This is a genomic window from Rahnella sp. NRRL B-41462, assembly GCF_003263525.1.
GTDB lineage: Bacteria > Pseudomonadota > Gammaproteobacteria > Enterobacterales > Enterobacteriaceae > Rahnella > Rahnella aceris.
In genome coordinates this window covers 1-26445 of the sequence record NZ_JYDF01000089.1, presented here as the reverse complement: position 1 = coordinate 26445, position 26445 = coordinate 1, and the positions used below count along the sequence as shown (strand labels likewise).

Annotated in this window: 35 protein-coding genes and 1 other annotated feature; of the genes, 8 read left to right on the top strand and 27 right to left on the bottom strand. The window is 51.7% G+C overall.

The genetic code is table 11. The features are described 5' to 3' along the window. Positions 1-9 precede the first annotated feature (9 nt). Both trmD and rplS read left to right on the top strand, forming a co-directional pair. Positions 10-783, top strand: coding sequence for a tRNA (guanosine(37)-N1)-methyltransferase TrmD (gene trmD, locus UC14_RS19890; protein ID WP_013574037.1), 774 nt, complete (start codon positions 10-12; stop codon positions 781-783). 48 nt (positions 784-831) lie between these two features. Further along, positions 832-1179: a 50S ribosomal protein L19 gene (gene rplS / locus UC14_RS19885; protein WP_013574038.1), complete on the top strand. Its 348-nt coding sequence runs from the start codon at positions 832-834 to the stop codon at positions 1177-1179. Positions 1180-1271: 92 nt separating this feature from the next. Here the strand turns inward: rplS and UC14_RS19880 are convergent, their stop codons facing one another. From UC14_RS19880 to UC14_RS19775, 23 genes are all read right to left on the bottom strand, one after another. Further along, positions 1272-1451, bottom strand: a complete 180-nt coding sequence (locus tag UC14_RS19880) for an ogr/Delta-like zinc finger family protein (RefSeq protein WP_013574039.1) — start codon at positions 1449-1451, stop codon at positions 1272-1274. 64 nt (positions 1452-1515) lie between these two features. Next, the gene (locus tag UC14_RS19875; RefSeq protein WP_112198273.1) at positions 1516-2616 is read right to left on the bottom strand and encodes a contractile injection system protein, VgrG/Pvc8 family; all 1101 of its coding nucleotides are present in this window, start codon (positions 2614-2616) and stop codon (positions 1516-1518) included. A 2-nt stretch (positions 2617-2618) separates the two neighbouring features. Continuing rightward, positions 2619-3089, bottom strand: coding sequence for a phage tail protein (locus UC14_RS19870; RefSeq protein WP_015689398.1), 471 nt, complete (start codon positions 3087-3089; stop codon positions 2619-2621). Beyond that, on the bottom strand, positions 3086-4717 hold the full coding sequence (locus UC14_RS19865; RefSeq protein WP_112198272.1) for a phage tail tape measure protein: 1632 nt from the start codon (positions 4715-4717) through the stop codon (positions 3086-3088). Before UC14_RS19865 ends, UC14_RS19870 begins: the two co-directional genes overlap by 4 nt. Then, positions 4710-4844, bottom strand: coding sequence for a GpE family phage tail protein (locus tag UC14_RS19860; protein WP_013574043.1), 135 nt, complete (start codon positions 4842-4844; stop codon positions 4710-4712). The genes UC14_RS19865 and UC14_RS19860 overlap by 8 nt, the downstream gene beginning before the upstream one ends. Positions 4845-4864: 20 nt before the next feature. Continuing rightward, complete coding sequence (locus UC14_RS19855; RefSeq protein ID WP_013574044.1) at positions 4865-5152, bottom strand: phage tail assembly protein; 288 nt, start codon at positions 5150-5152, stop codon at positions 4865-4867. Positions 5153-5211: 59 nt separating this feature from the next. Beyond that, complete coding sequence (locus UC14_RS19850; RefSeq protein WP_013574045.1) at positions 5212-5721, bottom strand: phage major tail tube protein; 510 nt, start codon at positions 5719-5721, stop codon at positions 5212-5214. Between the two features lie 14 nt (positions 5722-5735). Then, positions 5736-6905 (bottom strand): phage tail sheath protein, encoded by a 1170-nt coding sequence (locus UC14_RS19845; RefSeq protein ID WP_013574046.1) that lies wholly within the window; start codon positions 6903-6905, stop codon positions 5736-5738. A 170-nt stretch (positions 6906-7075) separates the two neighbouring features. Next, positions 7076-8107, bottom strand: coding sequence for a phage tail protein (locus tag UC14_RS19840; protein ID WP_112152132.1), 1032 nt, complete (start codon positions 8105-8107; stop codon positions 7076-7078). After that, a complete protein-coding gene (locus tag UC14_RS19835; RefSeq protein ID WP_112152133.1) occupies positions 8097-8711 on the bottom strand; it encodes a phage tail protein I in 615 nt (204 codons plus the stop codon). Before UC14_RS19835 ends, UC14_RS19840 begins: the two co-directional genes overlap by 11 nt. Beyond that, the gene (locus UC14_RS19830; protein WP_013574049.1) at positions 8704-9612 is read right to left on the bottom strand and encodes a baseplate assembly protein; all 909 of its coding nucleotides are present in this window, start codon (positions 9610-9612) and stop codon (positions 8704-8706) included. The genes UC14_RS19835 and UC14_RS19830 overlap by 8 nt, the downstream gene beginning before the upstream one ends. Positions 9613-9617: 5 nt before the next feature. Next, positions 9618-9968, bottom strand: a complete 351-nt coding sequence (locus UC14_RS19825) for a GPW/gp25 family protein (RefSeq protein ID WP_013574050.1) — start codon at positions 9966-9968, stop codon at positions 9618-9620. Then, complete coding sequence (locus tag UC14_RS19820; protein ID WP_013574051.1) at positions 9965-10606, bottom strand: phage baseplate assembly protein V; 642 nt, start codon at positions 10604-10606, stop codon at positions 9965-9967. The genes UC14_RS19825 and UC14_RS19820 overlap by 4 nt, the downstream gene beginning before the upstream one ends. 81 nt (positions 10607-10687) lie before the next feature. Further along, positions 10688-11149 carry a phage tail protein gene (locus tag UC14_RS19815; RefSeq protein WP_112198271.1) on the bottom strand — a complete coding sequence of 154 codons (462 nt, stop codon included), beginning with the start codon at positions 11147-11149 and terminating at the stop codon, positions 10688-10690. After that, positions 11112-11354: an Rz1-like lysis system protein LysC gene (lysC, locus tag UC14_RS27145; RefSeq protein ID WP_232829710.1), complete on the bottom strand. Its 243-nt coding sequence runs from the start codon at positions 11352-11354 to the stop codon at positions 11112-11114. Before lysC ends, UC14_RS19815 begins: the two co-directional genes overlap by 38 nt. Further along, on the bottom strand, positions 11242-11670 hold the full coding sequence (lysB, locus tag UC14_RS19810; RefSeq protein ID WP_037034126.1) for an Rz-like lysis system protein LysB: 429 nt from the start codon (positions 11668-11670) through the stop codon (positions 11242-11244). Before lysB ends, lysC begins: the two co-directional genes overlap by 113 nt. Next, the gene (locus UC14_RS19805; RefSeq protein ID WP_013574054.1) at positions 11671-12180 is read right to left on the bottom strand and encodes a lysozyme; all 510 of its coding nucleotides are present in this window, start codon (positions 12178-12180) and stop codon (positions 11671-11673) included. Further along, positions 12161-12382, bottom strand: a complete 222-nt coding sequence (locus UC14_RS19800; protein ID WP_013574055.1) for an HP1 family phage holin — start codon at positions 12380-12382, stop codon at positions 12161-12163. Before UC14_RS19800 ends, UC14_RS19805 begins: the two co-directional genes overlap by 20 nt. Beyond that, a complete protein-coding gene (locus UC14_RS19795) occupies positions 12373-12576 on the bottom strand; it encodes a tail protein X (protein WP_013574056.1) in 204 nt (67 codons plus the stop codon). The genes UC14_RS19800 and UC14_RS19795 overlap by 10 nt, the downstream gene beginning before the upstream one ends. 211 nt (positions 12577-12787) lie before the next feature. Then, positions 12788-12982, bottom strand: coding sequence for a hypothetical protein (locus tag UC14_RS19790; protein ID WP_013574057.1), 195 nt, complete (start codon positions 12980-12982; stop codon positions 12788-12790). 148 nt (positions 12983-13130) lie between these two features. Continuing rightward, positions 13131-15023 carry a replication endonuclease gene (locus tag UC14_RS19785; RefSeq protein ID WP_112198270.1) on the bottom strand — a complete coding sequence of 631 codons (1893 nt, stop codon included), beginning with the start codon at positions 15021-15023 and terminating at the stop codon, positions 13131-13133. Positions 15024-15116: 93 nt separating this feature from the next. Beyond that, positions 15117-15338 carry a TraR/DksA C4-type zinc finger protein gene (locus tag UC14_RS19780; protein ID WP_112198269.1) on the bottom strand — a complete coding sequence of 74 codons (222 nt, stop codon included), beginning with the start codon at positions 15336-15338 and terminating at the stop codon, positions 15117-15119. After that, positions 15338-15613 carry a DUF5347 family protein gene (locus UC14_RS19775; RefSeq protein WP_037034122.1) on the bottom strand — a complete coding sequence of 92 codons (276 nt, stop codon included), beginning with the start codon at positions 15611-15613 and terminating at the stop codon, positions 15338-15340. Before UC14_RS19775 ends, UC14_RS19780 begins: the two co-directional genes overlap by 1 nt. A gap of 132 nt (positions 15614-15745) precedes the next feature. On the opposite strand from UC14_RS19775, the gene UC14_RS19770 reads away from it, so the two are divergent. From UC14_RS19770 to tyrA, 3 genes are all read left to right on the top strand, one after another. Continuing rightward, positions 15746-16336 carry a helix-turn-helix domain-containing protein gene (locus UC14_RS19770; RefSeq protein ID WP_013574061.1) on the top strand — a complete coding sequence of 197 codons (591 nt, stop codon included), beginning with the start codon at positions 15746-15748 and terminating at the stop codon, positions 16334-16336. Between the two features lie 288 nt (positions 16337-16624). Further along, positions 16625-17701 carry a 3-deoxy-7-phosphoheptulonate synthase gene (locus tag UC14_RS19765; protein WP_013574062.1) on the top strand — a complete coding sequence of 359 codons (1077 nt, stop codon included), beginning with the start codon at positions 16625-16627 and terminating at the stop codon, positions 17699-17701. Between the two features lie 6 nt (positions 17702-17707). Further along, a complete protein-coding gene (gene tyrA / locus UC14_RS19760; RefSeq protein WP_013574063.1) occupies positions 17708-18829 on the top strand; it encodes a bifunctional chorismate mutase/prephenate dehydrogenase in 1122 nt (373 codons plus the stop codon). 77 nt (positions 18830-18906) lie between these two features. Here tyrA and pheA read toward each other — a convergent pair whose 3' ends face one another. From pheA to bamD, 4 genes are all read right to left on the bottom strand, one after another. Beyond that, a complete protein-coding gene (gene pheA, locus UC14_RS19755; protein WP_013574064.1) occupies positions 18907-20061 on the bottom strand; it encodes a bifunctional chorismate mutase/prephenate dehydratase in 1155 nt (384 codons plus the stop codon). A 53-nt stretch (positions 20062-20114) separates the two neighbouring features. Beyond that, positions 20115-20239: a sequence feature (Phe leader region), on the bottom strand. Then, positions 20191-20238, bottom strand: coding sequence for a hypothetical protein (locus tag UC14_RS27370; protein ID WP_369794779.1), 48 nt, complete (start codon positions 20236-20238; stop codon positions 20191-20193). (Overlaps the previous feature by 48 nt.) A gap of 133 nt (positions 20240-20372) precedes the next feature. Next, positions 20373-20717, bottom strand: a complete 345-nt coding sequence (gene raiA, locus UC14_RS19750) for a ribosome-associated translation inhibitor RaiA (protein ID WP_013574065.1) — start codon at positions 20715-20717, stop codon at positions 20373-20375. A gap of 282 nt (positions 20718-20999) precedes the next feature. Next, the gene (gene bamD / locus UC14_RS19745) at positions 21000-21734 is read right to left on the bottom strand and encodes an outer membrane protein assembly factor BamD (protein ID WP_013574066.1); all 735 of its coding nucleotides are present in this window, start codon (positions 21732-21734) and stop codon (positions 21000-21002) included. A 130-nt stretch (positions 21735-21864) separates the two neighbouring features. On the opposite strand from bamD, the gene rluD reads away from it, so the two are divergent. From rluD to clpB, 3 genes are all read left to right on the top strand, one after another. Continuing rightward, the gene (gene rluD / locus UC14_RS19735) at positions 21865-22842 is read left to right on the top strand and encodes a 23S rRNA pseudouridine(1911/1915/1917) synthase RluD (RefSeq protein ID WP_037034119.1); all 978 of its coding nucleotides are present in this window, start codon (positions 21865-21867) and stop codon (positions 22840-22842) included. After that, a complete protein-coding gene (gene yfiH / locus UC14_RS19730; RefSeq protein WP_112198268.1) occupies positions 22842-23579 on the top strand; it encodes a purine nucleoside phosphorylase YfiH in 738 nt (245 codons plus the stop codon). Before rluD ends, yfiH begins: the two co-directional genes overlap by 1 nt. A gap of 130 nt (positions 23580-23709) precedes the next feature. Further along, on the top strand, positions 23710-26283 hold the full coding sequence (clpB, locus tag UC14_RS19725) for an ATP-dependent chaperone ClpB (protein WP_112198267.1): 2574 nt from the start codon (positions 23710-23712) through the stop codon (positions 26281-26283). Positions 26284-26445 lie beyond the last annotated feature (162 nt).

The following is a 26445-nucleotide window of genomic DNA, read 5'->3' as shown; positions in this document are numbered from 1 at the left end:
GGGTAGGCTATGTGGATTGGTATAATTAGCCTGTTTCCTGAAATGTTCCGCGCAATTACGGATTACGGGGTAACTGGCCGGGCAGTTAAGAATGGCCTGTTGAGCGTAAATTGCTGGAGTCCTCGTGACTTCGCATACGATCGACATCGTACCGTGGATGAGCGCCCTTATGGCGGTGGTCCCGGGATGCTGATGATGGTGCAACCCTTACGGGAAGCTATTCATGCAGCAAAAGCAGCGGCAGGCGAAGGTGTGAAGGTGATTTATCTTTCACCTCAGGGGCGCAAACTGGATCAAACCGGTGTTTGCGAGCTGGCGGCCCATCAGAAAATTATTCTGGTTTGTGGCCGTTATGAAGGGATCGATGAGCGCATAATTAAAACCGAAATTGATGAAGAATGGTCAATTGGCGATTATGTTCTTAGCGGTGGAGAGTTGCCGGCAATGACTCTGATTGATTCAGTTTCCCGCTTTATACCGGGCGTTCTGGGTCGTCAGGCTTCAGCAGAAGAAGATTCTTTCGCTGACGGATTGTTGGATTGTCCCCATTATACCCGCCCTGAAGTGTTGGAAGGCATGGAGGTACCGCCAGTTTTACTGTCGGGCAACCACGCTGATATACGTCGCTGGCGCCTGAAACAGTCGCTGGGTCGAACCTGGCTTAGAAGACCTGAACTTCTGGAAAACCTAGCTCTGACTGACGAGCAAGAGGTGTTGCTGAGAGAGTTCCAAAAGGAACATCGGCTCAGTCAACAAAACTATGAAGGGAACGCCAAAGCATAACGCGAGGCCGTCCCGATATATCAGTTTACCTAGGGTAAGAGACATATTATGAGCAATATCATTAAACAAATCGAACAAGAGCAGATGAAGCAAGACGTACCTGCATTCCGTCCAGGTGATTCTCTGGAAATTAAGGTATGGGTCGTTGAAGGTTCTAAAAAGCGTCTGCAGGCATTCGAGGGCGTGGTTATCGCTATTCGTAACCGCGGTCTGCACTCTGCATTCACTGTTCGCAAAATTTCTAACGGCGAAGGTGTTGAGCGTGTATTCCAGACTCACTCCCCGGTAATCGACAGCATTACTGTTAAACGTCGTGGCGCCGTTCGTAAAGCTAAACTGTACTACCTGCGTGAGCGTACTGGTAAGTCTGCTCGTATTAAAGAGCGTCTTAACTAAGGTATCGCTAACGCGACATCTACTAGTTAATATAGAACAAGGGGTTAGCCATCGGCTAACCCCTTTTTTTTACATCAGTGACTACAAAATGGCTACGCAGTGGCAGGTTGGCTACCCGGTTTTGAGATAACCCGGGCGACTGATTCATGCGTCGCAAAAGTACAACTGCATTTGATATTCTGGCACTGATGATAGCGTTCCTTGGTCGATTCACTCAGATAGCGGCTCGAACGCGTATGGGCTACTTTTCCGCAAAGTGGACAATGCATCATAAAAACCTCCGGCATAACAGGTAAGCGATGAGGTAATTATGAACTCATAATTCGCAAAAGCAAGTTATAGTTGCAAAATTGAAGACTGATAAGTGATATCTGCAACATAAGGTTTCAGAATCAATTTAGTAGTAAAACCTTTCTCATTAATCTCATGCAGAGCGGAATCAATCACCCAGCGCTGACTGTCGATCACGTCTTTAAACCCTTGCACATTGACCGGAGATTGCGCACTCAAATCAGCACGTCCCAGGGCCAGCCGTATGCTGAATGTTGCGGCATCATTCTGAATCTGATTGAACACTGAATCCGCAGCCCGCTTAGCAGTCTCTTCGTCAGGAAATATTTTGCCCAGTTCAAGAACATTTGTCCCGGATCCCGCGATGTAACTGGCAGGCTGGGCTTCTTTGCCTTCTGCGGGCGAACGCTTGAGAGCAACATTGCTGGTGGTCGCCGTTTTGAGATCATGCCACTGCGCCTTCACGCCATCGTATGCCTTCTTATCGACCATCTGATAGTTGTGGTTATCGCCGTCACTGCGGACAATGGTTTTCCAGGGGATTGCTTGTCCGGAAGAGGTTTGACCGGTGCCTGCTTTAAAAAATAAAATTGCGCCGTTTTTAACCGTTACCTGCGCACCGTAACGTTGTGCCAGCCGGGTGAGAAAGTAGCTGTCCGTTTCGCTGGTCTGGTCAATATGCGGGATCTTAACGCTATCAAGTTCCTGCGGGATTACTGGCAGATCTAATTTATTCCGGCTTGAAATGATTCTGACAATCGCGCCGAGCGTGTAATCATCGTAAGACTGGCTGATTTTGTTATCAAAAGAACCGCGGAAATCAGCGCTGCGGGCAACCACTCCTATTTTGTCCGGAGAGCCGGAATGAGTGACTGTATCGACCGTGAAATAGCCGCAGTCATAGAGCGCCTGTTTCGACCATCCCAGATGCAGATGCAAAACGGTGCCGCGAACGGGCATTTGCAATTGCCCGTCGCTGTCATCGAAGGTTAAATTCAATGTGTCTGCGGTAAAACCGCTGTTATCCGTGACAGATAAACTGATGATCCGAGCAGAGATATTTTCTTCCAGCACCTTATTTTTTATCGTCAGCGTGAATGCGGGCGTGATGCGTGCGCCAACGGGTAGCTGCAAATCAGTAAGCATGATCAGACTCCGCTGGCGAAATTGTTGAGTGCCGAACTGGCCTTGTTATATAAGCCCTCGGCCTGGGTCAGCAGATCGCCGAACATGGCGGCCTGCGATTCATCGACGCGCGTCAGATTGAGCGTGAAATTGATGCTTCGCGCCTGGCCGCTGGAAGTAAACTCGGCATTGTCATTGGCTATACTTTTGATAACGAACATGCCGTAAATCGTGCCACTGCCTTCAATGAGTGGCCATGCCCGCCCTGAATCTGCCATGCTCTGCAGTGCCTGCAAATAGCGCATGCCGCCGGTCATTTCAGGCAATAATTGCCCGGTGATTTTTATCGTTTCCTCACCCAGCCCGAGAAACTGAGAGACCGGACGCTGTCCGAAACGCGCGTTCGCCCCCCAGCCATAGTTCACCTGACGGTTCGTATTCTGATAGGGCAGCGTGCTCAACTTAAACACAAATAAACCCAGCGACATCATCATGAGTAAATCCCTCCGTTGTTGTACTGGCTGAGGAGATTGTTGGTATTGTTCCATTCCCGCTGGTTAATGGAATCCTCGATCCAGGCTCTGACCTGGCTATGATCCGTCTCCGGGGTAGCTGTGAAACTTAAATTTACCGTCGTTGCCCGGTTATCCGTCAGGTTGTTGGCCACGCTGCTTTTAGCTGGCTGATACAGGTTCAGCGCACCGCCGGTTGGGGAGATGCCATCTAATGGCGGTGTTGAGATATCCGGGCGTTCAGCGGGTTCACTGTCACCAAAAATGGAGTCCCATCCTTTTTTCGCCCAGCTAAAGACTTCGCCGATTTGAGAGACGGCTTTATTCAGCGTGACGAAAATCTCTGCGATCGCTTCTCCGACCTCTTTGCCGATATCAGTGAAGCCGCTCAGGGTGTCCTGAGTGAAGTGGATTGGCTCAAACAAATCCGTAATCCATCCCAGCGCAGTTCTGAACGGTGTAAACGCGCCACTTATTGGCCCCATTGCAGCAGTAAATCCGTCAATTACTCCGCCGACAAAGGCACTGATCGGTTCCCAAAGTTTCACTACGGCGATCCCGATCCCGGCGATCAGTGCGATGACGGGCAGAAGTGGCAACCCGATGGCCGTGAACGCTGCGGCAATCATGCCACCGGTACCGGTAAAAATAGTCCCAAGCAAACCGGCTCCCGCCATCAGCATACTGATGCCGCTGAGCACCGGCGCGATGACCATGCCGAGCGCACCCATACCGCCGACAATGCCCGTGATGCCTAATGCCAGACCGAGCAGGGAATTCACCAGCATAGGATTATCGGTGATCCAGGTATTGATCGTGCCCAGCCAGCTGGTAGCCGTTTGCGTCAGTTCACGCAGGGCGGCACTTTGCCCATCAAAAAGATTGATACGGATAGTGTCCCAGGTGGCAAATAACTTAGTGATATCGCCATCCAGATTGTCGCCTTTCACGGTCACCGCCATCTGCGCAGCAGGCGTTGCGCCATTCAGTGCCGCCGGTGTTTGTTCCAGAACCTGATCGGCATTCATTCCGCCTTTCGCTAATGCCTGCTGTCTGGCCACAACCGCCGCCGGCGAATGGCCGGAAGCCGCCATCGAAAGACTTTGCTGACGCAGAGCGGCAACGTGCGGATCGTCATTTTTCAGTCCGAGTACCGACTGCACTTCAGCCAGCCCGGCCTCCAGATCTGCACCCGGTTTGAGAAAAGTTTGCGCCAGCGCCAGTTTCGGTTGTGCAAAGGAAAGGGCTGATGAGCTGATATTTTTTAACTGGCCAATTTTCAGTTCGCGATTTTTAAACTGTTGCCCGATCTCCAGCCCTTTCTGTTCCATTTGCATCGGGCGTTGCTGCCGCAACTTTTCTGCCGACTGGCTGGCCACCGCCTTTTTCAGGCCGGAAAATGCCTGCGTTTCGGTTTCGCTGTCCGGGGCGAAAAGCGACTTTTCAAACTGAAGGGAAGCATCAGTGATGTCTTCTGAGACGACGCTGAATAATGTCTTCCCGGGCAGCATCAGCAGGTTTTCTCTGACCTTGTCGGTTTCGGCCCTGAAGGCGGCCAGATCCTGATTTATTTTTTCCAGCGTGTGAGGTAACTGTTCGAGATTACTCATCTGTTTTTACTCCGCTGCGTTGCAGTGCCTTATGTCGCCAGTTCAGCAGATCGGTGAGTGACATACCGTCCATCTCGGACGGCGGCCAGTGAAATATCACCGCGATATCTGCCATCAGGTCATCCACGGTGAGGCGGGGCGCAATACTTACGCCACCGGTTTCGGCGATAAAAAACCTATCACCTTACCTGCCAGCGCGATCAGATCGGGAAGCTCCAGGCGCGAGCATTCTTCTTTGGTCAGATTCGGATACGTGATGCGCGGCAAAATAGTGATCAGCGCGTCCACATCGGCGTTCGCCAGCGCCGCGAGGCCGATACCCCGCAGGCTGCCGGCTGTGGGTTTAGTCACCTGAACTTCAGTGATTTCCATTTCACCGCGTTTTAGCGGAACATCCAAAATCACGGTGTTGTCGTTGATATCAGTGAGATTCATACGTTTTCCTGCTTAAATCGGAAATCAAGCCGGCAAAAGCTGCCGGCTCAGGGAAGGGATTACAAGCCGAGCGCGGTGCGGTGTTCCGCCAGACGGTCAACGCCGTTGACGACTTCCACCATATTGACGGTGTCGATCTCAATCAGTTCTTTGCCGTCGATGGTCAGTTTGAAATACGTACACTGGGTGGTGACTTTGGTTTCAGTATCTTCACCCTGTTTGTACTCGCCGAAATCAAACTCTTTGTGACGGCCGCGCATCATCACTTCGACTGCGGAGACATCACCGGTGTCGTCGCGCTGCAATGAACCGGCAAACCGCAGCGGAATGTCTGATGTGCTGCCCCATTGCTGCAGAACCAGCTCATCCAGACCGCCGATGGACCATTCCAGCGTCAGCGCATCGTCATCCAGCCCGAAGTCCACCGCGACCGAACCGCTCATGCCGCCGCCACGATAGTTTTGCAGTTTACGGGTGAGTTTCGGCAGCGTCAGTGAGGAGACCAGACCGAGGTAGCTGTTCCCGTCATTAAACAGGTTCAGGTATTTCAATTTCTTAGGAAGTGCCATGAGTTTTTGTCTCCTTAGCTGTTTACGGACGCGGCAAAGTTCACCAGGTAAGAGTCGGTGATACGCTGGCGCAGGGTCAGATCTTCCAGTGGAGGAACCGGAGTGTAGTCGTAATCGATATACAACTTACCGGCCTTCAGAGTTTCAGCGGTGTTCGCGGTTTCGTCATACCAGCAGTCGCCGTCAATGATGTAACCCGCTGATTTCATTTCGCGCATTTTGGCTTTGATGCCGTCAATCATGTCGCGCACCAGTGTCGGGGTCATTGGTTTATCGACCGCCCACATGTGCGCTTCGGCCATGGTGTCGGCCAGAACCTGCGCTGTACGGGTGTAGTTTTCGAACAGGAACAGTGTGTCATCGCTGCAGGTCCGGTTGCCCCAGAAACGGAAACCGTCTTTGCGCACCAGTGTTGTCACACAGGCTTCGTTCAGCAAATCCGCGTCGGTACCCGTTGCCTGCAAATCCCAGAAGACACTGGCGGACAGACCGGTAACACCGTTAACGCCGACGTTGGATAAGGTTTTATGCCAGCCAGTGTCCTGGTCAATTTTGGCGCGTAAACCCAGAGCGCGGGCGGTGGCATAAGCGATATCAGACTGGCTGGTGGTGGTATTCCAGTTAACAAAGTCTGGCCAGATCAGCATCAGCTCGCGCTGGCTGAAGTTGTCGCGGTATTTGATCGCATCGGAAATGGTTTTTGCACCATAAACGCTGACATAACCGAACGCACGCAGCTGCTGACAAACACCTGCCAGCGCGGTCGCGACAGCCTGATTATCCAGACCAGGGACACCCAGAATACGAGGCTTCACGCCCAGCTCTGCCTGCGCAGAAAGCAGCGCTTTCATACCGGTGTAACGGCCATTGGCATCAGAACCGCCAATGATGTTGCTGGTGGTTGCGGCTTCATCTTCACCCGTGGCGACACGTACCACGACGGTGACAGGTTTACACTGGTCTGCAATTGCCAGAAGCGCGGCACGCAATGTTCCGCTGGTGCCCGCTTTACCGCTGGCCGCCAGAACGTCAGTGATCAGAACCGGGGTATTCAAAGGGAAAACAGTCGCATCCGCATCTTCTGCGGTACAAACCATGCCGATAATTGCTGTGGAAACGGTGGAAATAACGCGGGTGCCGTCGTTGATTTCGACAACACGCACGCCGTGATGATAATCAGCCATCAGGGTGACTCTCTCTGTTGTGGGTGGTAAAGCAAGGATGCCGGTTCGCAACAGAAAGCGCATTTGATCAGGGGCGTGGGGGCGGTGGCACAACAGAGAGGGGAAATAAAAAAGAGATAATAATAATTATCTCTTTGCACAGGTCCGGAAGTTTTTACGTTTTAAGAGGATCAGGCTGCCCGAACAATATAATTAAAAGCGATATTACGAGGACGCATAGTGATCCATACACCAGCAGGATTTGTCAAACCGGAGGATGATTGTACGGCGGTCATGCTGTTGTCCGCCAAGATGGAGCCAAGAGTAGTGTTGGCTGGGCTTTTCGCTCCTGCGGGCTGTAAAGTGCTAGCTGAGTCAGCGGCAACAAACGAAGTGCCTATTGTTGCTCCGGCCGCTGTCTCATCGACTCCGAAGTAATCCAGCGCCGCGGTTCTGATCCCGGTAGCTCCCTGAGCGCCATAGATCACTCGTCCGGTATCAACTCCTCGGCCATCATCCCAACCACGAATAAACTCGCCTCGCAAATCAGGCAACAAACCCAGTGGGTAAACAGCGGCGAGCTTAGGATATTTTGCCTTATCAAACGCAGCGCCATTACATTTTAACCAACCAGCCGGTGGAGTTGCTGTCGGCCAGGGAAGGGGGATACCAACAGGTATTTCATATTGTGGATGAGGCGAAGCTGCCGCCAGGTGAGCAGCCATAAGGCTGTCTGCATAGGCATTAACCTCAATGACTTTATCATCGACATATTTGCGTGTTGCCAGTACCACTGACGGATCAATTTTCAGCGTGACCGCGTCCGTGCTGTTTACCACTAAAATCATACGAACCGTCTGCGTCCGGCCACTGCCTTCCTGTAACTGGGGTTTATAGGTTTCAGGGCAGTTGGCGATAGCAATCAGCGTATTGTCCTGATCAAATAAGCCAATTTCTCGGATCCAGAATCCGCCCTGATCCTCAGGGATAATTTGTTCGGCGATAATCTGATTAGTATTTGCCGGATCAACACTCAGTGAATTGAGCGCCGCCCGGCGTTTTTCGCCAATTAATTGCGTTTGAGCAGGGTCCGGTGTTGGCAGGGTACCGCCGCCATCACCGACCGCCATTTGGGTCAGGCTGAGTTGCGTACCCAGCGCCGTCGCATTGGCCAGTTTCGCTGCGCCCAGATTGGTCAGCAGGGCATAATATTTAGCTGTCATAATTCACTCTCAGGTTGTCGATTAAATGGATTGCTGAACCGGTAAACGCGGATCCGGATGCTGTAATGGTTTCGGGGAAATACGGATAAACCGTCAGTTCTTCTCCGTCGTAAGTCGCTGCTGCTATATAAAAATCACCCGTGACATCCAGATTGATGGAGAGACCGTTCAGATGGCGGCTGCAGGGTTTGGCATCGGTGATCAGACGTTCGAGTTCCTGATACATTTCTTCCGTGATGCCCGTTTCAAGCACGCCGACATCGAGGCGAAAAGTGCCCGGAATATCGTTGGTCTGCCACCATTCGGTGACGCGAATTAAATATCCCAGCGGTTCAACGACCCGCCGCAAAGCCCCGATAGTTCCTTTATGTTTATGAACGAACCAGGCCGCGCTAACTGCAGAGCGTTTCGCTGGTTCGGTCCAGTTTTCATCCCAGCGATCGACCGAAAATGACCAGGCAAGATAAGGCAGCAGCTCCAGCGGACAGGTATCAGGATCCCAGAGTTCACGCAGAGGAACGCTGAGATTACCGATTTGCGATAGCGCCTGCGCGGCCGCAACCTCAAGCTGAGTGGAACCCGAGGGTAACAGACGATCACTCATCCGAGCCTCCCACTGTCAGTGAGTAACCGGTACAGAGTGACGCCTGAGTTTTATCAAGCACGATATCCGCCAGCGGTGACGACAGCTCTACCCGCTGAACGCCTTCAACATGCAGAGCGGCATAGATTGCAGAAAGCCGGATATCACGGCCTAGCCGACTTTGCGTATTGATATACGTTTTTAACTGCGCTTCAGAGGCCGCGCGAACAGGCTCAATTTCAGGTGTGGGCAAGACATACAGCACGGCATCAATCTGATAAGGCACAATCTCAGCTGCCTGCACAGTGACGCGATCGGCAACAGGCCTGACATCTTCATCGTTCAGGGCTTTTTCAACGGCAATGAGCAAGTCATCAGAGGCAACGCCATCGTTGTCTCGTGACAAAATAGTGACGGTCACTTCAGCGGGAGACGGGCTGATAGCCGATGCATCCGCAATGCGTCCGTCTGCCGAACGAGCATGATATTCGTAAGCTCCGGTCGGGCCCGCCACGCTCAACCCTTCGAACGCCTGAGGAATACGCACGCGTAAATCGCTATCGGCTTCTAGAACGGCGGCTTTTGGGGGGATTGTATTGATATCCGCAGGCTGTAAAACCAGGCGCTGAACGTTGAAATTCGCCGCAAGCTGATCCAGATCACTGCCCGTCGCATAGGCCACCATCACGGCGCGTGCGGCTTCGTTCACCCGCTGGCGCAGGATCAGTTCGCGGTAGGCATTCTCCTGCAACAGTTTGACCAGCGGTTCGGATTCCAGCGTCAGCGTGCGGCTGATGGCCTCCTGCTGATCGGCTGGATAGAGCGAAATCAGCGTCGTTTTACGTTCTTCAAGCAGGCTTTCATAATCCAGTTCTTCGACCACATCAGGGGGCGGTAATTGGCTCAAATCGATCGTTGCCATAAGTGTCAGCTCACAGGAATATTCAGGGAAAAATCCGTTGCCGTGTCGTTACGGCTTCCGGTCAGTTCCACCACCATCTTGCCGGTGTAATCGGTCTCGAAAGTGATGGCATTCAGTGAAATGCGGGGTTCCCACTGCAACAATGCGGTGTAGCAAATTGCCATCATCTGCAGTTGCAGTGCGCCGTTTTGCGGCTGGTCGATCAGCTCAGAAAGTAACGAACCGTAATTGCGGCGCATCACTCTGGAACCGACCGGTGTATTCAAAATGTCGCTCACGGACTGGCGGATATGGTCGAGATCTTCGATAGCCATACCGCTGTTTCTGTTCATCCCCAGGTACTTGGGATTGCTCATTGCGGGCCTCCTGTCTGACCGCCGCCGGTCTGAACACCGCTGTGGCGGTGAGTGTGCACAACGATGCCGTTGGATGTCAGGCTGCCGCCGCTGTGGGTTAAGTTGCCGGTCAGCGTGCCGCCTTGTTTCACCTCGAGAGATCCGGTAGTCAGTTTGCTGGTGCAAACTACTTCCGGCGTGTCGAGCGTGATGCGGGTGCTGGCGGTACAGCGGATTTCGGGTGCGGTCACCTCAACCTTTTGCGCTGCGTTAATCACGGCTGTTTTAATTCCCGTCACTTTCAGAGCGCTTTGTGCCGGTTCGTATTCAAAAACTGCGCCGTCTGGGAAGGCCAGATGAAAGGCGTCCGGCGAGGCTGATGGGGCGGGCGAAGCATCAGAAAATACTGCCGGTAACACGAATGCCGTATTAAGCTCGCCGCCCATCGAGAGCAGCAAAACCTGTTCACCGACGGAGGGCGCCCACCAGCTGCGCGTACGTCCGGCGCGATGCGTCATCCACGGCAGCCAGGCTGTCACGTTGCTGCCCGTTTTGACGCGGCAGCGGGCGTTGGCAAGATCCAGTTCGGAGACTTTGCCGATGCGTACCAGATTGCCAATCAGCCGCATTATGTCGTTGAGTTGAAGAGTCGTATTCATGGGATAAAGGATGCCGTTTCAGAGGGTTGAGCGACAACCGGTGACCGTTCGCCAGCGGCTGACACAACAAGGTTTATCGGGTTACACCGTCCAGCTGCTGATCAGTTCGCCGTTGAGATAAACCTGACGCGGCAGCGCCACATTTTCTGGCAGTGGCGGTTCCGGGAGATGAGTGATGGTGCGCACCTCATCCTTGTCACTTACCTGGACGCGCTCTGTCAGTTGCAGCACCAGAACGAGGCTTCGTTCCTGCTGAGTGAAGGTAAAATCATTTAGCCGGTGCAAGGCGTTGCCGAGAATTTCAGGCTGATTAACCTGCAGCCAGTCGAGAACGGTGACTACGGCCAGATCGACCAGCGTTTCGCTGAGCGCGTCGTCAGTGATCGTCACTGTCAGCGGATAGCGGTACTCAAAAGAAAGCGAAGGTGCAGATGTGGCCACCACATTGCCCGGCCCGGTGGCAATCACCAGTTTTTCAGGCGTAGCCGCAAGCAAGGGGATCTGTTCAATCAGCCGTTGTTGCAATTGAATCGGTTTTTGCATGTTGTGCCTCCTGACACTTTTTGATGGCTTCAATTTGTAAGCCGCAATCCATCAGCGCGGACTCCAGCTGAAGAATGTCGGTACTCAGATCTTCATTGGTGGCCGGTTTGCTGGCCGGAATAGGGCATGAGCTGACCGCCGGACAGCCAACGTAAATAATCGCTGGCGGAGCTGAAGGCGGGACGCTGGTGCAACCGGCTGATATCAGCAGGCAGACTGCTGTCAGCCCACTGACGGGTTTGCGGATCATCATGGAGGCTCCTCTGCCTTTGTTGCTCACGGCTTTGCATCACTTGCCGGGCGGTGTTCAGGTCTTCGCGTAACGCCAGTTCAGCTTGCTCGCGCTGGCGCATTTGCTGGTTCAGTGTGGCGATCAACTGCTCGCGTTGTTGTAACTGTGTAATCAGGGCATCGCGTTGCTGACTGGCATTGTTGAGGTCGTGCTGTAATGAGCGATTGGAAAGCAACAGGATGGCGACCAGTAAAACCATCCCCGCCAGAAGTGCTGTTAACAGACGCATTCAGACTCCTTTCAGGCAGAGAGTACGTTCGGCATTTCGCCTGCGTTCCAGACCCCGGTTGCGTTCGCCATTGACGAAAACCCACCGTGGCAACTGGTCGCAGGCTTGTTGCCACTGCTGTTGGTTGATGAAAAACGCCAGTGTTGATTTACAGGCGGCACCGGTGCCGACGTTAAAACTGAAGGACACCACGGCATCAAAAACCGGTTGCGGCATGATCACCGGCATACATTTTTTTACGGCGCGCTCTGTCTGCTGAATATCCCCCAGCAGGTTTTCAGCGGCCTGATGTTCGGTGACTTCCTGTGCCGGTTTAACGCCGGCCGTATGACCGATGCCGCTGGTCCATACGCCAGCGCTGCATTGATAGGGTTGCAGCTGACAGCCTTCAAAATCGGTGATCAACCGCAGACCCTCTTCTGACACCTGCAAAGAGCTGTAGCCTGGCAGTGCTGCCATCAGCCCCAGGACCACGGCGGCACTACAGCGTTTAAGAGTTGAGGTTTTCATAGTCGTCTTTGCTCAGACCTTTACGTGCCAGCAACTGATAGCTTTTGCGCCGGTAGTACCAGTTGATCAAAAACGTGCCGACGCCAACTGCTGAGCCGACCAGAAAGGCGACGTCCTGCGATGTCAGACTGGCGAGCCAGGTCAGCGAAGTGGCGATGAAATAGGCGCAGCCTGAACTGATGCGCTCCGTATTCAGTCCCATAATTTGATCGTTTCCTGAACCGGTTGTTCTGCAATGTCGGGCATAAAGACGGCTGTGCCGTGAGGTAATAACGGGCCTAAATCCGCGATGCCAATATTGGCGGCATACACTTTTTCGACGACGAGTGCCGTGCGGTTGTAATAGCGCCAGCAAAGAGAATCGAGGGTATCGCCCTGTTCTGCATAGACTTTCATGAACTTTCTCCACAAGTGAGTGAAATCGTCAGGAGGTGAGTTCAGTCTGCGCAATAGCACGCCGGGCGGCAATCTGAGTGGGATGTGAAACAGCTGGCACAACAGGTAAGCAGACAGCGAAGAGAGGGAAAGGGCGGGGCGCTTAGTCCGGAGGGAAACCGGTCGGGCAAGCGCCAGTAATGTTGGCTACTACCGCCGCAGGATCTGGCAATCAGTGGGTGTCGTCAGTGCTCCCGTTGCAATACACAACGTCCTGGTTCTCGTCAGTCAGCGCCTGGCTGGCCAGCTCTGAGATCAGTGACATCACGACCAGGAATTCTTTTGGATTGCATTGCGCCGTCTGCGAAATGTCTGCGATCAATTGTATCCTGGACAACGTTAACTGTTGTTTAGTCAGGTTTTCCATTTTCTCCCCTCGCCAGATACTGTGTTTATATACAGTATTCTTTAATTGATCTGATACGTCAACAGCCAGAGTATTTTAAAATTTATAATCCATTGAATTTATGTATGAATTTTTATTGGCGCGGTTTTTGTATCAATGACTGACTTTGTCAGGCGGGAGGCGATCCACAGTTATTGACAGAACTCCAAGGTATACGAATCTTCGATATTTCCGTATAAGAAGGCCGGTGACGGACAATCCGCCACTGTGCAGTGTGTGTCAGAAAAATATGAGAGATGCCCAGATGAGGGGCATAAATGCCGATGACTTTATTGCGGGGCTCGTCGTAGGCATTTTTCTCCTCGCTGAGTTGACGGGCAACGCGAACCGTTTGCGCCTTGCGGGGAATGTGAATACCACCCTGTGCCTGAATATAACGGGCGAAATCACCTTCATCGGCAGCGCTGCGCACGTTTTCAACCCGTGCGTCAAAACGGCTGGTCAGATTCTGGTAGCGGATCCGCCTGCATTCTCGCCAGGCGCCGACTGAGGGAATACCGATGGCGTGGAATTGTGGGATCCGCCACGTCGAGGCCCAGGAGGTGACCGCAGTGGCGATATCTGTCAGCAAGCGTCCAGAGTCAAAATCGGTTTCGCCATCGAGCGCGTATCCATCGATATTCTTGGCGACGTATTTCGCGATATATCCGGCTGCGCCACCCCGGTTTAGCGGCTTGCAATTGAAACGTGACTCAGCGGCACCCGGTTCATCCGAATCTTCTTCAAGAGCATAACGGCGCATAACCTCTGTCACTTTTTGCTGCTGATCCTGCGGTGTGAACAACATCATGTGCCAGTGCGGCGTGCCGTCATGATGCGGTTCGACGACGCGTACGCCGTAAACTTTCAGGTTCCGGTCTTTAAAAGTGGTACGGATTTTTGCCCAGACAGCCACCAGATAACGCTGCGCATCTTTGGGGGTAAACGCGTGCTGCTCCCATTTCTTATTAAAGATTGGAGCAGTACGGGTTCCGGTGGTTTTCAGCGGATGATATTTTGACGGCGTGGTCAGCGTAATAAACAGCCCACAGTCGCGCTGCCGGTCAGCGACATCTTCGACGCCGGCGATCAGCGTCATCAGTTCCATACGACGAAGTTTGGGATTGGAAATGCTGGCCAATACGGTATCCAGCAAACTCAGCGTTTCACCGGATTCAACATTTTCGAGCTGGCACTGTTTCAGGTAGTTGATGGCGGATAAGCGGCGTGATACCACGTCACGGATGGCGTTTTTACTGGCATAAGGCGATGTCGCGCGGCTGACATAACCGCAGGCAATCATCAGGGATTCCCGCCACAAACGCTGTTTTGAACGCAGCTGTTTTTCCCACCATTCGCCGCTGACCAGACGTGAAATGCTTGCGACAGCCGAATGCGTTGTCATACGGCCTTTTTGCCATTTCTGCCAGTAAAGAGGTTGTACGCGGCAGGAACGTGCCATCGCGGCGACATGGCTGTAAATTTCCTGCTGTGTGCTGTCGCGCAACAAAATGCCGGGTTCGTCAGGACGGTTTTTCAGCCAGCATTCACAGTGATATTCATAGGCATCCTGCATTTGCACGGCAAGTTTGTTGGCCAGCCTTCTCAGACCGTCATCATTAAGATCGGGCAAGCGGTTAAACATTTCTTCTTCAGTGAGTAGCTTTTGCGAGATTTGACGATTCAGTGTGTTTCGCGCATTTACCAGCTTAATACGCGGCCATACGCGTTGCGTGAAAACTGTCATCAGGAAATGAAACGCCGCGCGCACTCCTTTAGTTTCCAGTAAAAATGTATGCCGCTGATATAACGGCGTGCGCACGCAACGGGGCAGTGCTGCCAGCTGAGAAAGGGCCGTTTGCTGGCGCTGACAAAAGTCACGGGTCAGTGGTTTTTCCAGCGGGCTGCTGAGCGCTGCGCGGGGGGCATTCCACCACCAGGCGCCCGCAAAATATTGCCCTGATGTCCGGTTAAATGCAGGTGGGGGCGAAGGGATTGTTCTGCCTCTGATATTCTCTGACATACATTGATTCCGAAAAATAAAATAGAAAATCCTCTCCGGAAATAATATTATTTCCAGCGTGATGATTAATTTAAATAATATTAATTAGACTTTTTACACGGGGCGGTAATTCTTTCTTTTAATCTCCTCAATTTCCTGACATTCAATACATCGCTGTACACCGGGGATGATTTTCCTGCGTGGCTCCGCAATCGGAGAATCACAATCCACGCAGAAGAAGGCCGACAGTGCAGGCCGGGTAAGGGTTGCCTGCGTAATCTGCGCTTCGAGGATTTTTAACTGATACTCCTGCGATTCATCTATCCAGTCTGCCATCAGTAAAGTTCTCCTTTAAATATCGCCGTGAAGTGGCGAAGTGATAATAATGCCTGCATTATTTTCATTTTTTCCTCATTATTTAATTGTGAATATGTCAGTAAGGTATGATGGCGTTTAAGACCGGCGTGAAAACATAATGTGAGTTTCCATTTTTCAGGAGCCTGATCATAAATAACCTCAACCTGATTCTTACTCTGAACGAAATAAGTTTCTTTCAGATGAGCGATATGGCGCAGGCCGGTCTGGCGCTGCTGCTCTGTTCCTAAAAACATCGCGTCTCCTTATTTCTCCACGACGCCGTAAATTTGGTATCATGGTCGTCTGTCGGTACATTACATAATCAATCTAAACTTGCATTTGCGAGTTGTCAAGATGATATTTACAGATTCAGGGGTTTTCGCCAGATGCAATTAGATGAACTTGAAGGTGGAAAAGCTGTTCTGACGCGTATGCTTCAGGCTTACGGCTTTAGCATGCAGAAGGAACTGGGGGATCTGTATGGATTATCATCTGGCACGATAAGTACCTGGGTAAGAAGAGATTATTTCCCCGGTGATGTGGTCGTGGCCTGTGCGCTGGATACCGGCGTCTCGTTGCGCTGGCTGGCAACGGGCAAAGGCGCGATGCAGGATGCAAGCTCTTCGGCTGCCGTGGCGTCAGGTGAAATCCGTCAGCTTAAAAAATTGAGATTGCGCGGCGGGGAGCTTGAGGAAGAAGGCCTCTGGACGGTTGACCCTTCGCTATTGGACGATTCGCTGGCGCAGCCTGCGTATATCGTGAAAGGCAATCATTCATGGATTATCGATCTGGGCAGCACACATCCCGGCAATGGTCGCTGGCTGTTGGACATTGATGGTGATCTGGACGTTTATGATGTGGCCCGTATTCCTGGTAACCGTCTGAGCGTGACGCGTCAGGAAAGCCATTTCGAGTGTGGCGTGGATGAAGTGACTGCTTTAGGGCAGGTATTTATTACCCTGGATCGTAATCTGTAAATTTCGTCTCCTCAGCAGCTCCCTGTTGCTGAGGGTATTTCTGACGTTGTTCTCCTTCCCTCCCCTGAAATTCCTTTTTCACCGCTGACAAACCATGTGTAATATTTACGGTACATCCTTTTCGTCTGATTCGCTTTTTATGTAAAGTTAACTTTCCGTTGTCTGCATATCAATGGTGAAATGGTAATGTTAAGTTTACAACTAAGGCTTGCTAAGTTTACGTGCTGTGTTAATGTTGTCCGCAGATGCCGCCGTGGCAGCCCATTTTCCTTATAACGGAACACGATCATGCAAAAAGACGCCCTGAATAATGTTCATATCACTGCCGAACAAATCCTTATCACTCCTGAAGAGCTGAAAAACCGTTTTCCTTTAAGCGTCAGCGACGAAAACAGTATTTCCGAAGCACGTAAAACCATCGCGGATATCGTCCATGGTCGTGATCCTCGTCTTCTGGTGGTGTGTGGCCCTTGCTCAATTCATGATGTGGATGCGGCGCTGGATTACGCGCGTCACCTGAAAACACTGGCGGCCGAACTCAGCGATCGTTTGTACATCGTGATGCGTGTTTACTTTGAAAAACCGCGGACCACTGTCGGCTGGAAAGGGTTAATTAACGATCCGCACATGGACGGCACGTTTGATGTGGAGGCGGGTCTGCACATTGCCCGTGATTTGTTGCTGCAACTGGTCGGCATGGGGTTACCGCTGGCAACAGAAGCGCTGGATCCCAACAGTCCGCAATACTTAGGTGATCTGTTCAGCTGGTCAGCAATCGGTGCGCGTACGACCGAATCTCAGACTCACCGCGAAATGGCGTCTGGTCTGTCAATGCCTGTGGGCTTCAAGAACGGGACTGACGGCAGCCTGGGTACGGCGATCAATGCGATGCGTGCTGCAGAAATGGCGCACCGCTTTGTGGGGATCAATCAGGCCGGTCAGGTTTGCCTGTTGCAGACTCAGGGCAACCCGGACGGGCATGTGATTTTGCGCGGCGGCAAAATGCCAAACTACAGCGAGCAGGACGTTCAGGCCTGTGAAAAACAGATGGCCGATGCGGGACTCCATCCTTCCTTGATGATAGATTGCAGTCACGGTAACTCAAACAAAGACTATCGTCGCCAGCCTGTCGTGGCTCAGTCTGTCATCGATCAGATTAAAGCCGGTAACCGCTCTATCACGGGGCTGATGCTGGAAAGTCATCTGAACGAAGGCAGCCAGTCTTCTGAACAACCGCGTTCAGAAATGAAATACGGTGTGTCTGTTACGGATGCCTGCATTAACTGGGAAACCACGGAAAACCTGCTGCGCACGATGCATCAGGAACTGGGCGACGCGCTGGCGGCACGAATCGCAGGAGAGTAAGTTTTTATGGTGGCAGAACTTAACGCGTTGCGCGATCAGATCGACGACGTTGATAAAGCGTTGTTAGATCTCTTATCACGGCGTCTTGCGCTGGTGGCAGAAGTCGGGGAAGTCAAAAGTCGTTATGGTTTGCCGATTTATGTCCCTGAACGGGAAGCGGCAATGCTGGCTTCACGCCGTCAGGAAGCGCAGAACCTCGGTGTTCCGCCCGATCTGATTGAAGATGTATTGCGCCGCGTGATGCGTGAGTCCTACTCAAGCGAAAACGATAAAGGCTTCAAAACATTGCATCCGGCATTGCGCCCGGTGGTGATTATTGGCGGAAACGGGCAGATGGGGCGCTTGTTCACTCGTCTGCTTGAACTTTCCGGTTATCAGGTAAAAGTGCTGGAGCAGGAAGACTGGCCGCAGGCAGAAACATTACTGGCGGATGCCGGAATGGTGATTGTCAGCGTACCGATCCATCTGACTGAAGAAGTGATCGCACGTCTGCCAAAACTGCCGGATGACTGTATTCTGGTGGATCTGGCGTCAGTGAAAAATCGTCCGCTGCAGGCGATGCTGGCGGTGCATGAAGGTCCGGTGCTTGGCTTGCATCCTATGTTTGGGCCGGATGTCAGCAGCCTGGCAAAACAGGTTGTGGTGTACTGCGATGGTCGTGAACCTCAGGCCTATCAGTGGTTGCTGGAGCAGTTACAGGTCTGGGGTGCTCGCCTGCATAAAATCAGTGCGGTCGAGCACGACCAGAACATGGCGTTCATTCAGGCGTTACGCCACTTTGCAACGTTTGCTTATGGCATGCATTTATCAGAAGAAAACGTTGAAATCGAACAGTTGCTGGCTCTGTCTTCACCGATCTATCGCCTCGAACTGGCGATGGTTGGTCGCTTGTTTGCACAGGATCCGCAGCTTTACGCTGATATTATTATGTCGTCAGAAAGTAATCTGGCGCTGATCAAACGTTACTATCAGCGTTTTGGCGATGCACTTGCTCTGCTGGAAACGGGTGATAAACAGGCGTTTATCGATAAGTTCAGGCAGGTTGAGCACTGGTTCGGTGATTATGCACCGCGTTTCCTGAAAGAAAGTGGTGCGTTACTCCGTCAGGCCAACGACAACCGCAAGTAAGCTTTTCGGAAATGCTGTCTGTAAATGAAAAGAAGGGCGTTGCAGTTGTATGCAGCGCCCTTTTTGTTTGTGGAAAATTACAGGTCGACGGAAACGACGTTTTCGCTTGGATAACAGCCGAGAACTTTCAGCGAGCGTGTGATTGGAGCCAGATCCTTCAGCGCCTTTTTCATCTCTTCTGAACGCAGGTTTGCCTGCACATCGATATAAAACATCTCTTCCCACGGATTACCGTTGATCGGACGTGATTCCAGCTTGGTCATGATGATGCCCTGATCACGCAGCACCAGAAGCGCGTTCACCAGCGCCCCCGCTTGCTGGCCAGTGGCCATAATCAGCGTGGTTTTAGCCGGAACCTGGTCTGTCACTTCAATGGCTTTGCGCGCCAGAATAATGAAGCGGGTGATGTTTTCCTGCTGGTTCGCCAGGTTGTGTTCGAGCACCTGCAATTTGTACAATGCACCACCGGCTTCGCTGCCCAGCGCAGCCACGTGCGGAGAGTTGGCTGCCGCCACTTTTTCCATCGCCGCCGCAGTGCTTTCGCAGTATTCAATTTTCCAGTGAGGGAAGCGGTTAATGAACTGGCTGCATTGCTGGAAGGGTTGCGGATGGCTGTAAACCGTCTGAATCTGCGACAAATCCGTGTCTGCCGCCACCAGAACGCAATGATCGATAGGGTTTGTCAGCTCGCCCACAATTGACAAACTGGTGTGTTGCAGCAGGTCATAAACGTCATTGATTGAGCCGGAACTGGTATTTTCAATCGGCAATACCGCGTAATCAGCCTGGCCGGTTTCAACCTGAGAAAAGATATCCTGGAATTTCTGGCAGCCACATTCGATGAACTGGTCGAAATGACGTGCGGCAAACTGACGGGCAGCGAGATGTGAATATGAACCTTTCGGACCGAGGAAAGCGATGCGGGCTGAATCAGAAGAGGTTTTATTCAGATGTTGCTGCAGGAGTGCCTGCTGTGTGAGAACGGAATCTTCAATGATTAGCTGATAAACGCGGGTGATGTAATGGCCGTCCAGCCCCTGTTTTTTCCCTTCCTGAATCAGTGTGTTAATCAGTTCTGCTTCGCGTTCTTTATCGCGGATAGGGCGGTGAGAGTGCATTTTGGATTGCGCGACCTCAATCGCCATCGTACGTCGTTCTGCCAGCAGGGCCAGCAATTTCAGGTCTAATGCGCTGATGCGTTCGCGCAGTGCCAGTAATGAGTTCTCGGTCATGTTATTACCCTTTTAGATGTTCTTTCTTTCAGCAAAATGTGTAAAACGCAGGCATAAAAAAAGCCCCCTTTTCAGGAGGCTTTGTTGTTCGTCTTCGCATTCATTCTTTCGCGACGAAACGCCTCCCAATCAGGGGAAGGTAAAAAAGAATGCGAAGAAAAACAGACGGGTATTCATGTATACGTTGTTTCCATAAGTTTGAGCAGAGTCTTAAAGTAACCGCTGGGTTTTCCCTGTGTCAATAAGATTCCTTCAGACACAAAAAACGCGCCCCTCAGAGCGCGTTGTTACTGACATGCCGGATAACCCGGTTATTCCTCTTCTTCCTGCACCGGTTCCAGATTGAGTTCTTTGACGCCGGACTCTGCACGGCGGGCCTCACCTTTATGCTGCGCTTTATTGAGCTGGCGCTCGAGTTTGGTCGTCATTTCGTTAATCGCAGCATACATATCATCGTGCGTAGCACTGGCAACCAGTTTTCCGTTTGGTGTACTGATGGTCGCATCGGCGACAAATCCCTGAGGTTCTTTCGACAGGATTATGTGTGGGTTAATGAGCTGAGTTTGCCATTTATCCAGTTTTTTCAGACGCCCTTCGATGTGTTCACGAATCGCGGGGGTGATGTCCATTTGTTTACTGGTAATGTTGACTGTCATATAACTTACCTCTCTTCTTTCCGTCTCCGATGAATCCAACATACCAGCCTTTTTTACGAAATGCGTCCCTAAACTCGCGGTTTTTTGTCACTTTTTGTCAATGTTGAAGTTTATGTGACTCAGGGTAATTAATGGCCGGAAAGGCCTTGAGACTTCATTCAGGAGCAGGCATGATTGATGGGATCAGTACGTTATTCTTTCCTGTGTTTCTGCAATTATCCCCTAAAAAGAGCCAAAAAAAAACGGCAGCCTGAGCTACCGTTTGTCCACGGACATGTAAAATTATGCTGCGCTGTTGGCGGCAATAATTTTCGCGACTTTATCAGCCTGAGTGTTCAGCTGCAGTTCACGGTAGGCGTTTTCCATCAACGGCAGCGCATCATGCGTTGCTTTCGTATCCGGATAATCTTTCAGCATTTGTTCTACACGGTTAACGACAGCGACGTAAGCACCGCGTTTAGTGTAGTATTGCACCACTGACAGCTCGTATTTCGCCAAACGATCTTTCAGGAATACCAAACGTTTAGTCGCGTCAGTGGCGTACTGGCTGTTTGGATACGTGTGGATCAACTGGCTGAAATCACGGAATGCTGCACGTGCATGCTGTGGATCACGGTCTGAACGATCAACACCGAAAAATCCTTGCAGGGCACTGTCATCCAACGCCATATCCGTTAAACCACGCATATACATGACGTAGTCGATATTCGGATGTGTTGGGTTCAGACGCATAAAGCGATCAATAGAAGCCTGAGCCATAGGCAAGTCAGCAGACTTGTAATAGGCATAAATCAGATCTAACTGAACTTGCTGCGAGTAAGGCCCAAACGGATAGCGGTTATCCAGCGCTTCTAATTGCGCAATAGCGCCTTTAAAGTTACCGTCCTGCAGCTTTTGCTGGGCAGTGGCATAAAGGACGTTAGGCGGGTTATCGGGAACCGTTTCTTTGGAACTGGAGCAACCGACCAGCGCCAGGCTCAACGTGGCTGCTGCCACCAGATATTTCACACGCGTCATGACGTTTTGATTATCCTCAGGTGTTATTCTGGGAGACTGTCCGTTAAGCTCCCGACAAAGACCAGCTACAATAGCACATTATTTTAAACGGCATCGCCGTGAAAACCCAACGTTAACCAAGAAGCTGCATATGGCACAACAAGTACAACTCACCGCAACGGTGGCCGAATCTCAACTCGGTCAACGGTTAGATCAGGCTTTGGCCGAATTGTTCCCTGATTATTCAAGATCTCGCATAAAAGATTGGATCCTTGAAGACAGGGTCACGGTCAATGGCAAAAAAGTGACCAAACCAAAAGAAAAAGTGTTGGGTGGCGAGGCTATCGCAATCGATGCGCAAATTGAAGAAGAAGCGCGTTGGCTGCCACAAGATATCGCTTTAGATATCGTGTATGAAGATACTGATATTTTAGTCATCAATAAACCCCGTGATCTGGTTGTTCATCCGGGCGCCGGGAATCCTGATGGCACGGTACTGAATGCGCTGCTGCATTATTATCCTGCAATTATTGATGTACCGCGCTGCGGCATCGTGCATCGCCTGGATAAAGATACCACCGGTCTGATGGTGGTGGCGAAGTCGGTGCCTGCACAAACGCACCTGGTGACCGCACTTCAGGCCCGCGAAATTACCCGCGAATATGAAGCCGTGGCGATTGGTACAATGACGGCAGGCGGCACAGTGAATGAGCCGATTGCGCGCCATTCCACCAAGCGTACGCATATGGCGGTTCATCCGACTGGCAAACCGGCGACGACACACTATCGCATCATGGAGCATTTCCGTGCTCATACGCGTCTGCGCTTGCGTCTGGAGTCCGGTCGTACACACCAGATCCGCGTGCATATGGCGCACATTAACCATCCTTTGTTAGGCGATCAACTGTATGGTGGCCGTCCACGTCTGCCAAAAGGTGCTTCAGAACCGTTCATTAATATGCTGCGCGGATTCGATCGTCAGGCTCTTCACGCTACCATGCTGCGTCTTTATCATCCGGTCACTGGTATTCAGATGGAATGGCATGCGCCACTTCCGCAGGATATGGTTGACCTGATCAATGCGCTTAAAGCGGATACCGAAGAGTTCAAGGACCAGATGAACTGGTAATGAGCGTGCTTATCCAGCCTCAGTGGCCGCAACCGGCATCGGTGCGGTCATGTGCGACAACCCGCGAAGGAGGTGTCAGTTTGCCTCCTTACGGTTCGCTTAACCTCGGCAGTCATGTCGGGGATTCTTCTGAGCATGTTGCGCTGAACCGCCAGCGGTTGATCGCGCTGGGCGGTCTGCCTGCTTCGCCACACTGGCTTGAGCAGGTTCATGGCACCGACGTGGTTCGTTTATCATCGCAAACTCCCCTTATTCCGACACAGATTGCCGATGCGGCCTATACCCGCGAGCCAGGCGTAGTCTGTGCAGCAATGACAGCCGATTGTTTACCGGTTCTGTTTTGCAGTAAAAACGGCGATGAAGTGGCTGCAGCGCATGCGGGCTGGCGTGGTTTGTGTGCAGGCGTGTTGGAAAATACGGTTGCCTGCTTTGAGGCGGCTCCCGCAGAAATCATGGCGTGGATGGGACCGGCAATTGGTCCTTCTCATTTTGAAGTTGGCGGCGAAGTTCGCGAAGCCTTTATGGCTGTGGACTCTGCCGTATCCGTCGCTTTCAGACCTGCAGGTGCCAAATTCATGGCCGACATTTACCAGCTTGCACGGTTTCGCTTGCAAGCTGCGGGTATCACCGCCCTCTACGGCGGTGAATATTGCACTGTGACAGACAGCAACAAATTTTACTCTTACCGGCGCGACGGAATTACCGGACGGCTGGCAAGTTTAATTTGGCTGATATAACCTATCGAATCAAGACGATCCATCACGCATAACAGCTGTCCTCTGAATATACTGCCAAGATAACCTTGAAAACGTGAGGGTTGACCTCATCTAATCTCCAGTAGCAATTTTGTTCAGTATTGGAGGTGTTATGCGTCTGGATCGTCTTACCAGCAAATTCCAGCTTGCCCTCGCGGATGCTCAGTCACTCGCGCTCGGGCGCGACAATCAATTTATCGAACCTGTTCACCTGATGAGTGCTTTGCTTACTCAGGAAGGCGGAACCGTACGTCCTTTATTAACGGCGGCTGGGATAGATACCCAGAAACTGCGCACGGACGTTGATCAGGCTTTGGGGCGTTTGCCGCAAGTTGAAGGTACCGGCGGTGATGTTCAACCATCCCATGAGCTGGTACGTGTTTTAAATCTTTGTGACAAGCTGGCACAACAACGTGCCGATACTTTCATCTCTTCAGAACTGTTTGTTCTGGCCGTGATGAAAGACCGCGGCTCTTTAACGGATCTGTTAAAAGCCAGCGGTACAACGGCCGAGAAAATCACAGCGGCTATCGATCAAATGCGTGGGGGTGAGAAAGTGGATGACCAGAATGCCGAAGACCAACGTCAGGCATTAAAAAAATTCACTATCGATCTGACCGAACGTGCCGAGCAGGGCAAACTGGATCCGGTCATCGGTCGTGATGAAGAAATTCGCCGGACTATTCAGGTTCTGCAACGTCGTACCAAAAATAACCCGGTGCTGATTGGTGAGCCAGGTGTCGGTAAAACCGCGATTGCGGAAGGACTGGCACAGCGCATCATTAATGGTGAAGTGCCGGAAGGTCTGAAAAATAAACGTGTGCTTTCATTAGACATGGGTGCATTGGTTGCCGGTGCCAAGTATCGCGGTGAATTTGAAGAACGTCTGAAAGGCGTGCTGAGTGATCTGGCTAAACAGGAAGGCAACGTCATTCTGTTTATCGACGAATTGCATACCATGGTCGGTGCGGGTAAAGCCGATGGCGCAATGGATGCCGGCAATATGCTGAAACCGGCTCTGGCGCGTGGTGAACTTCACTGTGTAGGTGCGACGACATTAAATGAATATCGTCAGTTCATCGAGAAAGATGCGGCGTTAGAGCGTCGTTTCCAGAAAGTGTTTGTTGCTGAGCCTTCTGTTGAAGACACCATCGCTATCTTGCGTGGTCTGAAAGAACGCTATGAGCTGCATCACCATGTACAGATTACTGACCCGGCTATCGTTGCGGCGGCCACACTGTCGCACCGTTATATCTCGGATCGTCAGTTACCGGATAAAGCGATTGACCTTATAGATGAAGCTGCATCCAGCATTCGTATGCAGATGGACTCTAAACCGGAGTCTCTGGACCGTCTCGATCGCCGTATTATCCAGCTCAAACTGGAACAGCAGGCGCTGAAAAAAGAGTCTGATGATGCCAGTGTGAAACGTCTGGAAATGCTGGAAACCGAACTGAGCCAGAAAGAGCGTGAATATTCTGAGCTGGAAGAAGAGTGGAAAGCTGAGAAAGCATCCCTGACCGGCACGCAGAATATTAAAGCCGAGCTGGAGCAGGCAAAGATTACGCTTGAACAGGCTCGCCGCGTTGGCGATCTGGGCCGTATGTCAGAATTGCAGTACGGTAAAATCCCGGAACTGGAAAAACAGCTGGCAGCGGCGACTCAGGCAGACGGTAAAACCATGAAGCTGCTGCGCAACCGTGTGACAGATGTGGAAATTGCCGACGTGCTGGCGCGCTGGACCGGTATTCCGGTTGCCCGGATGCTTGAAAGTGAACGTGAAAAACTGCTGCGTATGGAAGAAGAACTTCATAACCGTGTGATTGGCCAGAACGAGGCGGTAGAAGCAGTATCGAATGCCATTCGTCGTAGCCGCGCAGGATTGTCAGATCCAAACCGTCCGATCGGGTCATTCCTGTTCCTCGGTCCGACCGGTGTGGGTAAAACAGAGCTGTGTAAAGCGCTGGCGACATTCCTGTTTAACAGCGATGACGCGATGGTTCGCATCGATATGTCAGAGTTTATGGAAAAACACTCCGTTTCACGTCTGGTCGGTGCGCCTCCGGGTTATGTCGGTTATGAGGAAGGGGGTTACCTGACCGAAGCGGTTCGTCGTCGTCCTTACTCTGTCATCTTGTTAGATGAAGTTGAGAAGGCGCACCCGGATGTCTTCAACATCTTATTGCAGGTGCTGGATGACGGCCGTTTAACTGACGGGCAGGGGAGAACAGTTGATTTCCGCAACACGGTTGTCATCATGACCTCTAACCTGGGCTCTGACATTATTCAGCAGCACTTCGGTGAGGCCAGCTATGCGCAGATGAAAGCGTCGGTAATGGAAGTGGTCACACACAGCTTCCGTCCGGAATTCATCAACCGTATAGATGAAGTGGTTGTGTTCCATCCGCTGGGTCATGCGCATATCAAGAATATCGCCAAGATCCAGCTGGCACGTTTGTATAAACGCTTAGAAGAACACGGCTACACGGCAACGCTGACCGATGCGGCGCTGGAACTGCTGGGTAACACAGGATTTGACCCGGTTTATGGTGCGCGTCCATTGAAACGTGCCATCCAGCAGGAGATTGAGAACCCGCTGGCTCAGCAAATCTTGTCTGGCAAGCTGATCCCAGGCAAACCAATTACTGTCGATGTGGAAGATGATCACATCATCGCAAGACAGTAAATAGATAAGTAGCGGCCTTATAACGGGCTCCGGAGTCATTCGGAGCGTTTTTTATGCATTACTTGTGTGTTACTTATTCATTTGGTGAATTTATGAACGCTTGGTAGGAAAAGTGAAATTAGCCCTTGCGGCCTGCTGAGAACTCCCTATAATGCCGCTCCA

Bases quoted from the DNA above. Each gene is read 5' to 3' on its own strand.
- UC14_RS19880 (WP_013574039.1), bottom strand. From the start codon at position 1,451: ATGATGCATTGTCCACTTTGCGGAAAAGTAGCCCATACGCGTTCGAGC.
- UC14_RS19790 (WP_013574057.1), bottom strand. From the start codon at position 12,982: ATGGAAAACCTGACTAAACAACAGTTAACGTTGTCCAGGATACAATTG.
- UC14_RS19825 (WP_013574050.1), bottom strand. From the start codon at position 9,968: ATGAGCAATCCCAAGTACCTGGGGATGAACAGAAACAGCGGTATGGCT.
- UC14_RS19815 (WP_112198271.1), bottom strand. From the start codon at position 11,149: ATGCAAAAACCGATTCAATTGCAACAACGGCTGATTGAACAGATCCCC.
- UC14_RS19820 (WP_013574051.1), bottom strand. From the start codon at position 10,606: ATGAATACGACTCTTCAACTCAACGACATAATGCGGCTGATTGGCAAT.
- UC14_RS19775 (WP_037034122.1), bottom strand. From the start codon at position 15,613: ATGTTTTTAGGAACAGAGCAGCAGCGCCAGACCGGCCTGCGCCATATC.
- UC14_RS19870 (WP_015689398.1), bottom strand. From the start codon at position 3,089: ATGATGATGTCGCTGGGTTTATTTGTGTTTAAGTTGAGCACGCTGCCC.
- UC14_RS19835 (WP_112152133.1), bottom strand. From the start codon at position 8,711: ATGAGTGATCGTCTGTTACCCTCGGGTTCCACTCAGCTTGAGGTTGCG.
- UC14_RS19800 (WP_013574055.1), bottom strand. From the start codon at position 12,382: ATGGGACTGAATACGGAGCGCATCAGTTCAGGCTGCGCCTATTTCATC.
- UC14_RS19770 (WP_013574061.1), top strand. From the start codon at position 15,746: ATGCAATTAGATGAACTTGAAGGTGGAAAAGCTGTTCTGACGCGTATG.
- raiA (WP_013574065.1), bottom strand. From the start codon at position 20,717: ATGACAGTCAACATTACCAGTAAACAAATGGACATCACCCCCGCGATT.
- UC14_RS19850 (WP_013574045.1), bottom strand. From the start codon at position 5,721: ATGGCACTTCCTAAGAAATTGAAATACCTGAACCTGTTTAATGACGGG.
- UC14_RS19865 (WP_112198272.1), bottom strand. From the start codon at position 4,717: ATGAGTAATCTCGAACAGTTACCTCACACGCTGGAAAAAATAAATCAG.
- rluD (WP_037034119.1), top strand. From the start codon at position 21,865: ATGGCACAACAAGTACAACTCACCGCAACGGTGGCCGAATCTCAACTC.
- UC14_RS19795 (WP_013574056.1), bottom strand. From the start codon at position 12,576: ATGAAAGTCTATGCAGAACAGGGCGATACCCTCGATTCTCTTTGCTGG.
- rplS (WP_013574038.1), top strand. From the start codon at position 832: ATGAGCAATATCATTAAACAAATCGAACAAGAGCAGATGAAGCAAGAC.
- trmD (WP_013574037.1), top strand. From the start codon at position 10: ATGTGGATTGGTATAATTAGCCTGTTTCCTGAAATGTTCCGCGCAATT.
- yfiH (WP_112198268.1), top strand. From the start codon at position 22,842: ATGAGCGTGCTTATCCAGCCTCAGTGGCCGCAACCGGCATCGGTGCGG.
- tyrA (WP_013574063.1), top strand. From the start codon at position 17,708: ATGGTGGCAGAACTTAACGCGTTGCGCGATCAGATCGACGACGTTGAT.
- UC14_RS19855 (WP_013574044.1), bottom strand. From the start codon at position 5,152: ATGAATCTCACTGATATCAACGACAACACCGTGATTTTGGATGTTCCG.
- UC14_RS19805 (WP_013574054.1), bottom strand. From the start codon at position 12,180: ATGAAAACCTCAACTCTTAAACGCTGTAGTGCCGCCGTGGTCCTGGGG.
- UC14_RS19785 (WP_112198270.1), bottom strand. From the start codon at position 15,023: ATGTCAGAGAATATCAGAGGCAGAACAATCCCTTCGCCCCCACCTGCA.
- bamD (WP_013574066.1), bottom strand. From the start codon at position 21,734: ATGACGCGTGTGAAATATCTGGTGGCAGCAGCCACGTTGAGCCTGGCG.
- UC14_RS19845 (WP_013574046.1), bottom strand. From the start codon at position 6,905: ATGGCTGATTATCATCACGGCGTGCGTGTTGTCGAAATCAACGACGGC.
- lysB (WP_037034126.1), bottom strand. From the start codon at position 11,670: ATGCGTCTGTTAACAGCACTTCTGGCGGGGATGGTTTTACTGGTCGCC.
- UC14_RS19780 (WP_112198269.1), bottom strand. From the start codon at position 15,338: ATGGCAGACTGGATAGATGAATCGCAGGAGTATCAGTTAAAAATCCTC.
- UC14_RS19830 (WP_013574049.1), bottom strand. From the start codon at position 9,612: ATGGCAACGATCGATTTGAGCCAATTACCGCCCCCTGATGTGGTCGAA.
- UC14_RS19875 (WP_112198273.1), bottom strand. From the start codon at position 2,616: ATGCTTACTGATTTGCAGCTACCCGTTGGCGCACGCATCACGCCCGCA.
- clpB (WP_112198267.1), top strand. From the start codon at position 23,710: ATGCGTCTGGATCGTCTTACCAGCAAATTCCAGCTTGCCCTCGCGGAT.
- UC14_RS19840 (WP_112152132.1), bottom strand. From the start codon at position 8,107: ATGACAGCTAAATATTATGCCCTGCTGACCAATCTGGGCGCAGCGAAA.
- UC14_RS19765 (WP_013574062.1), top strand. From the start codon at position 16,625: ATGCAAAAAGACGCCCTGAATAATGTTCATATCACTGCCGAACAAATC.
- pheA (WP_013574064.1), bottom strand. From the start codon at position 20,061: ATGACCGAGAACTCATTACTGGCACTGCGCGAACGCATCAGCGCATTA.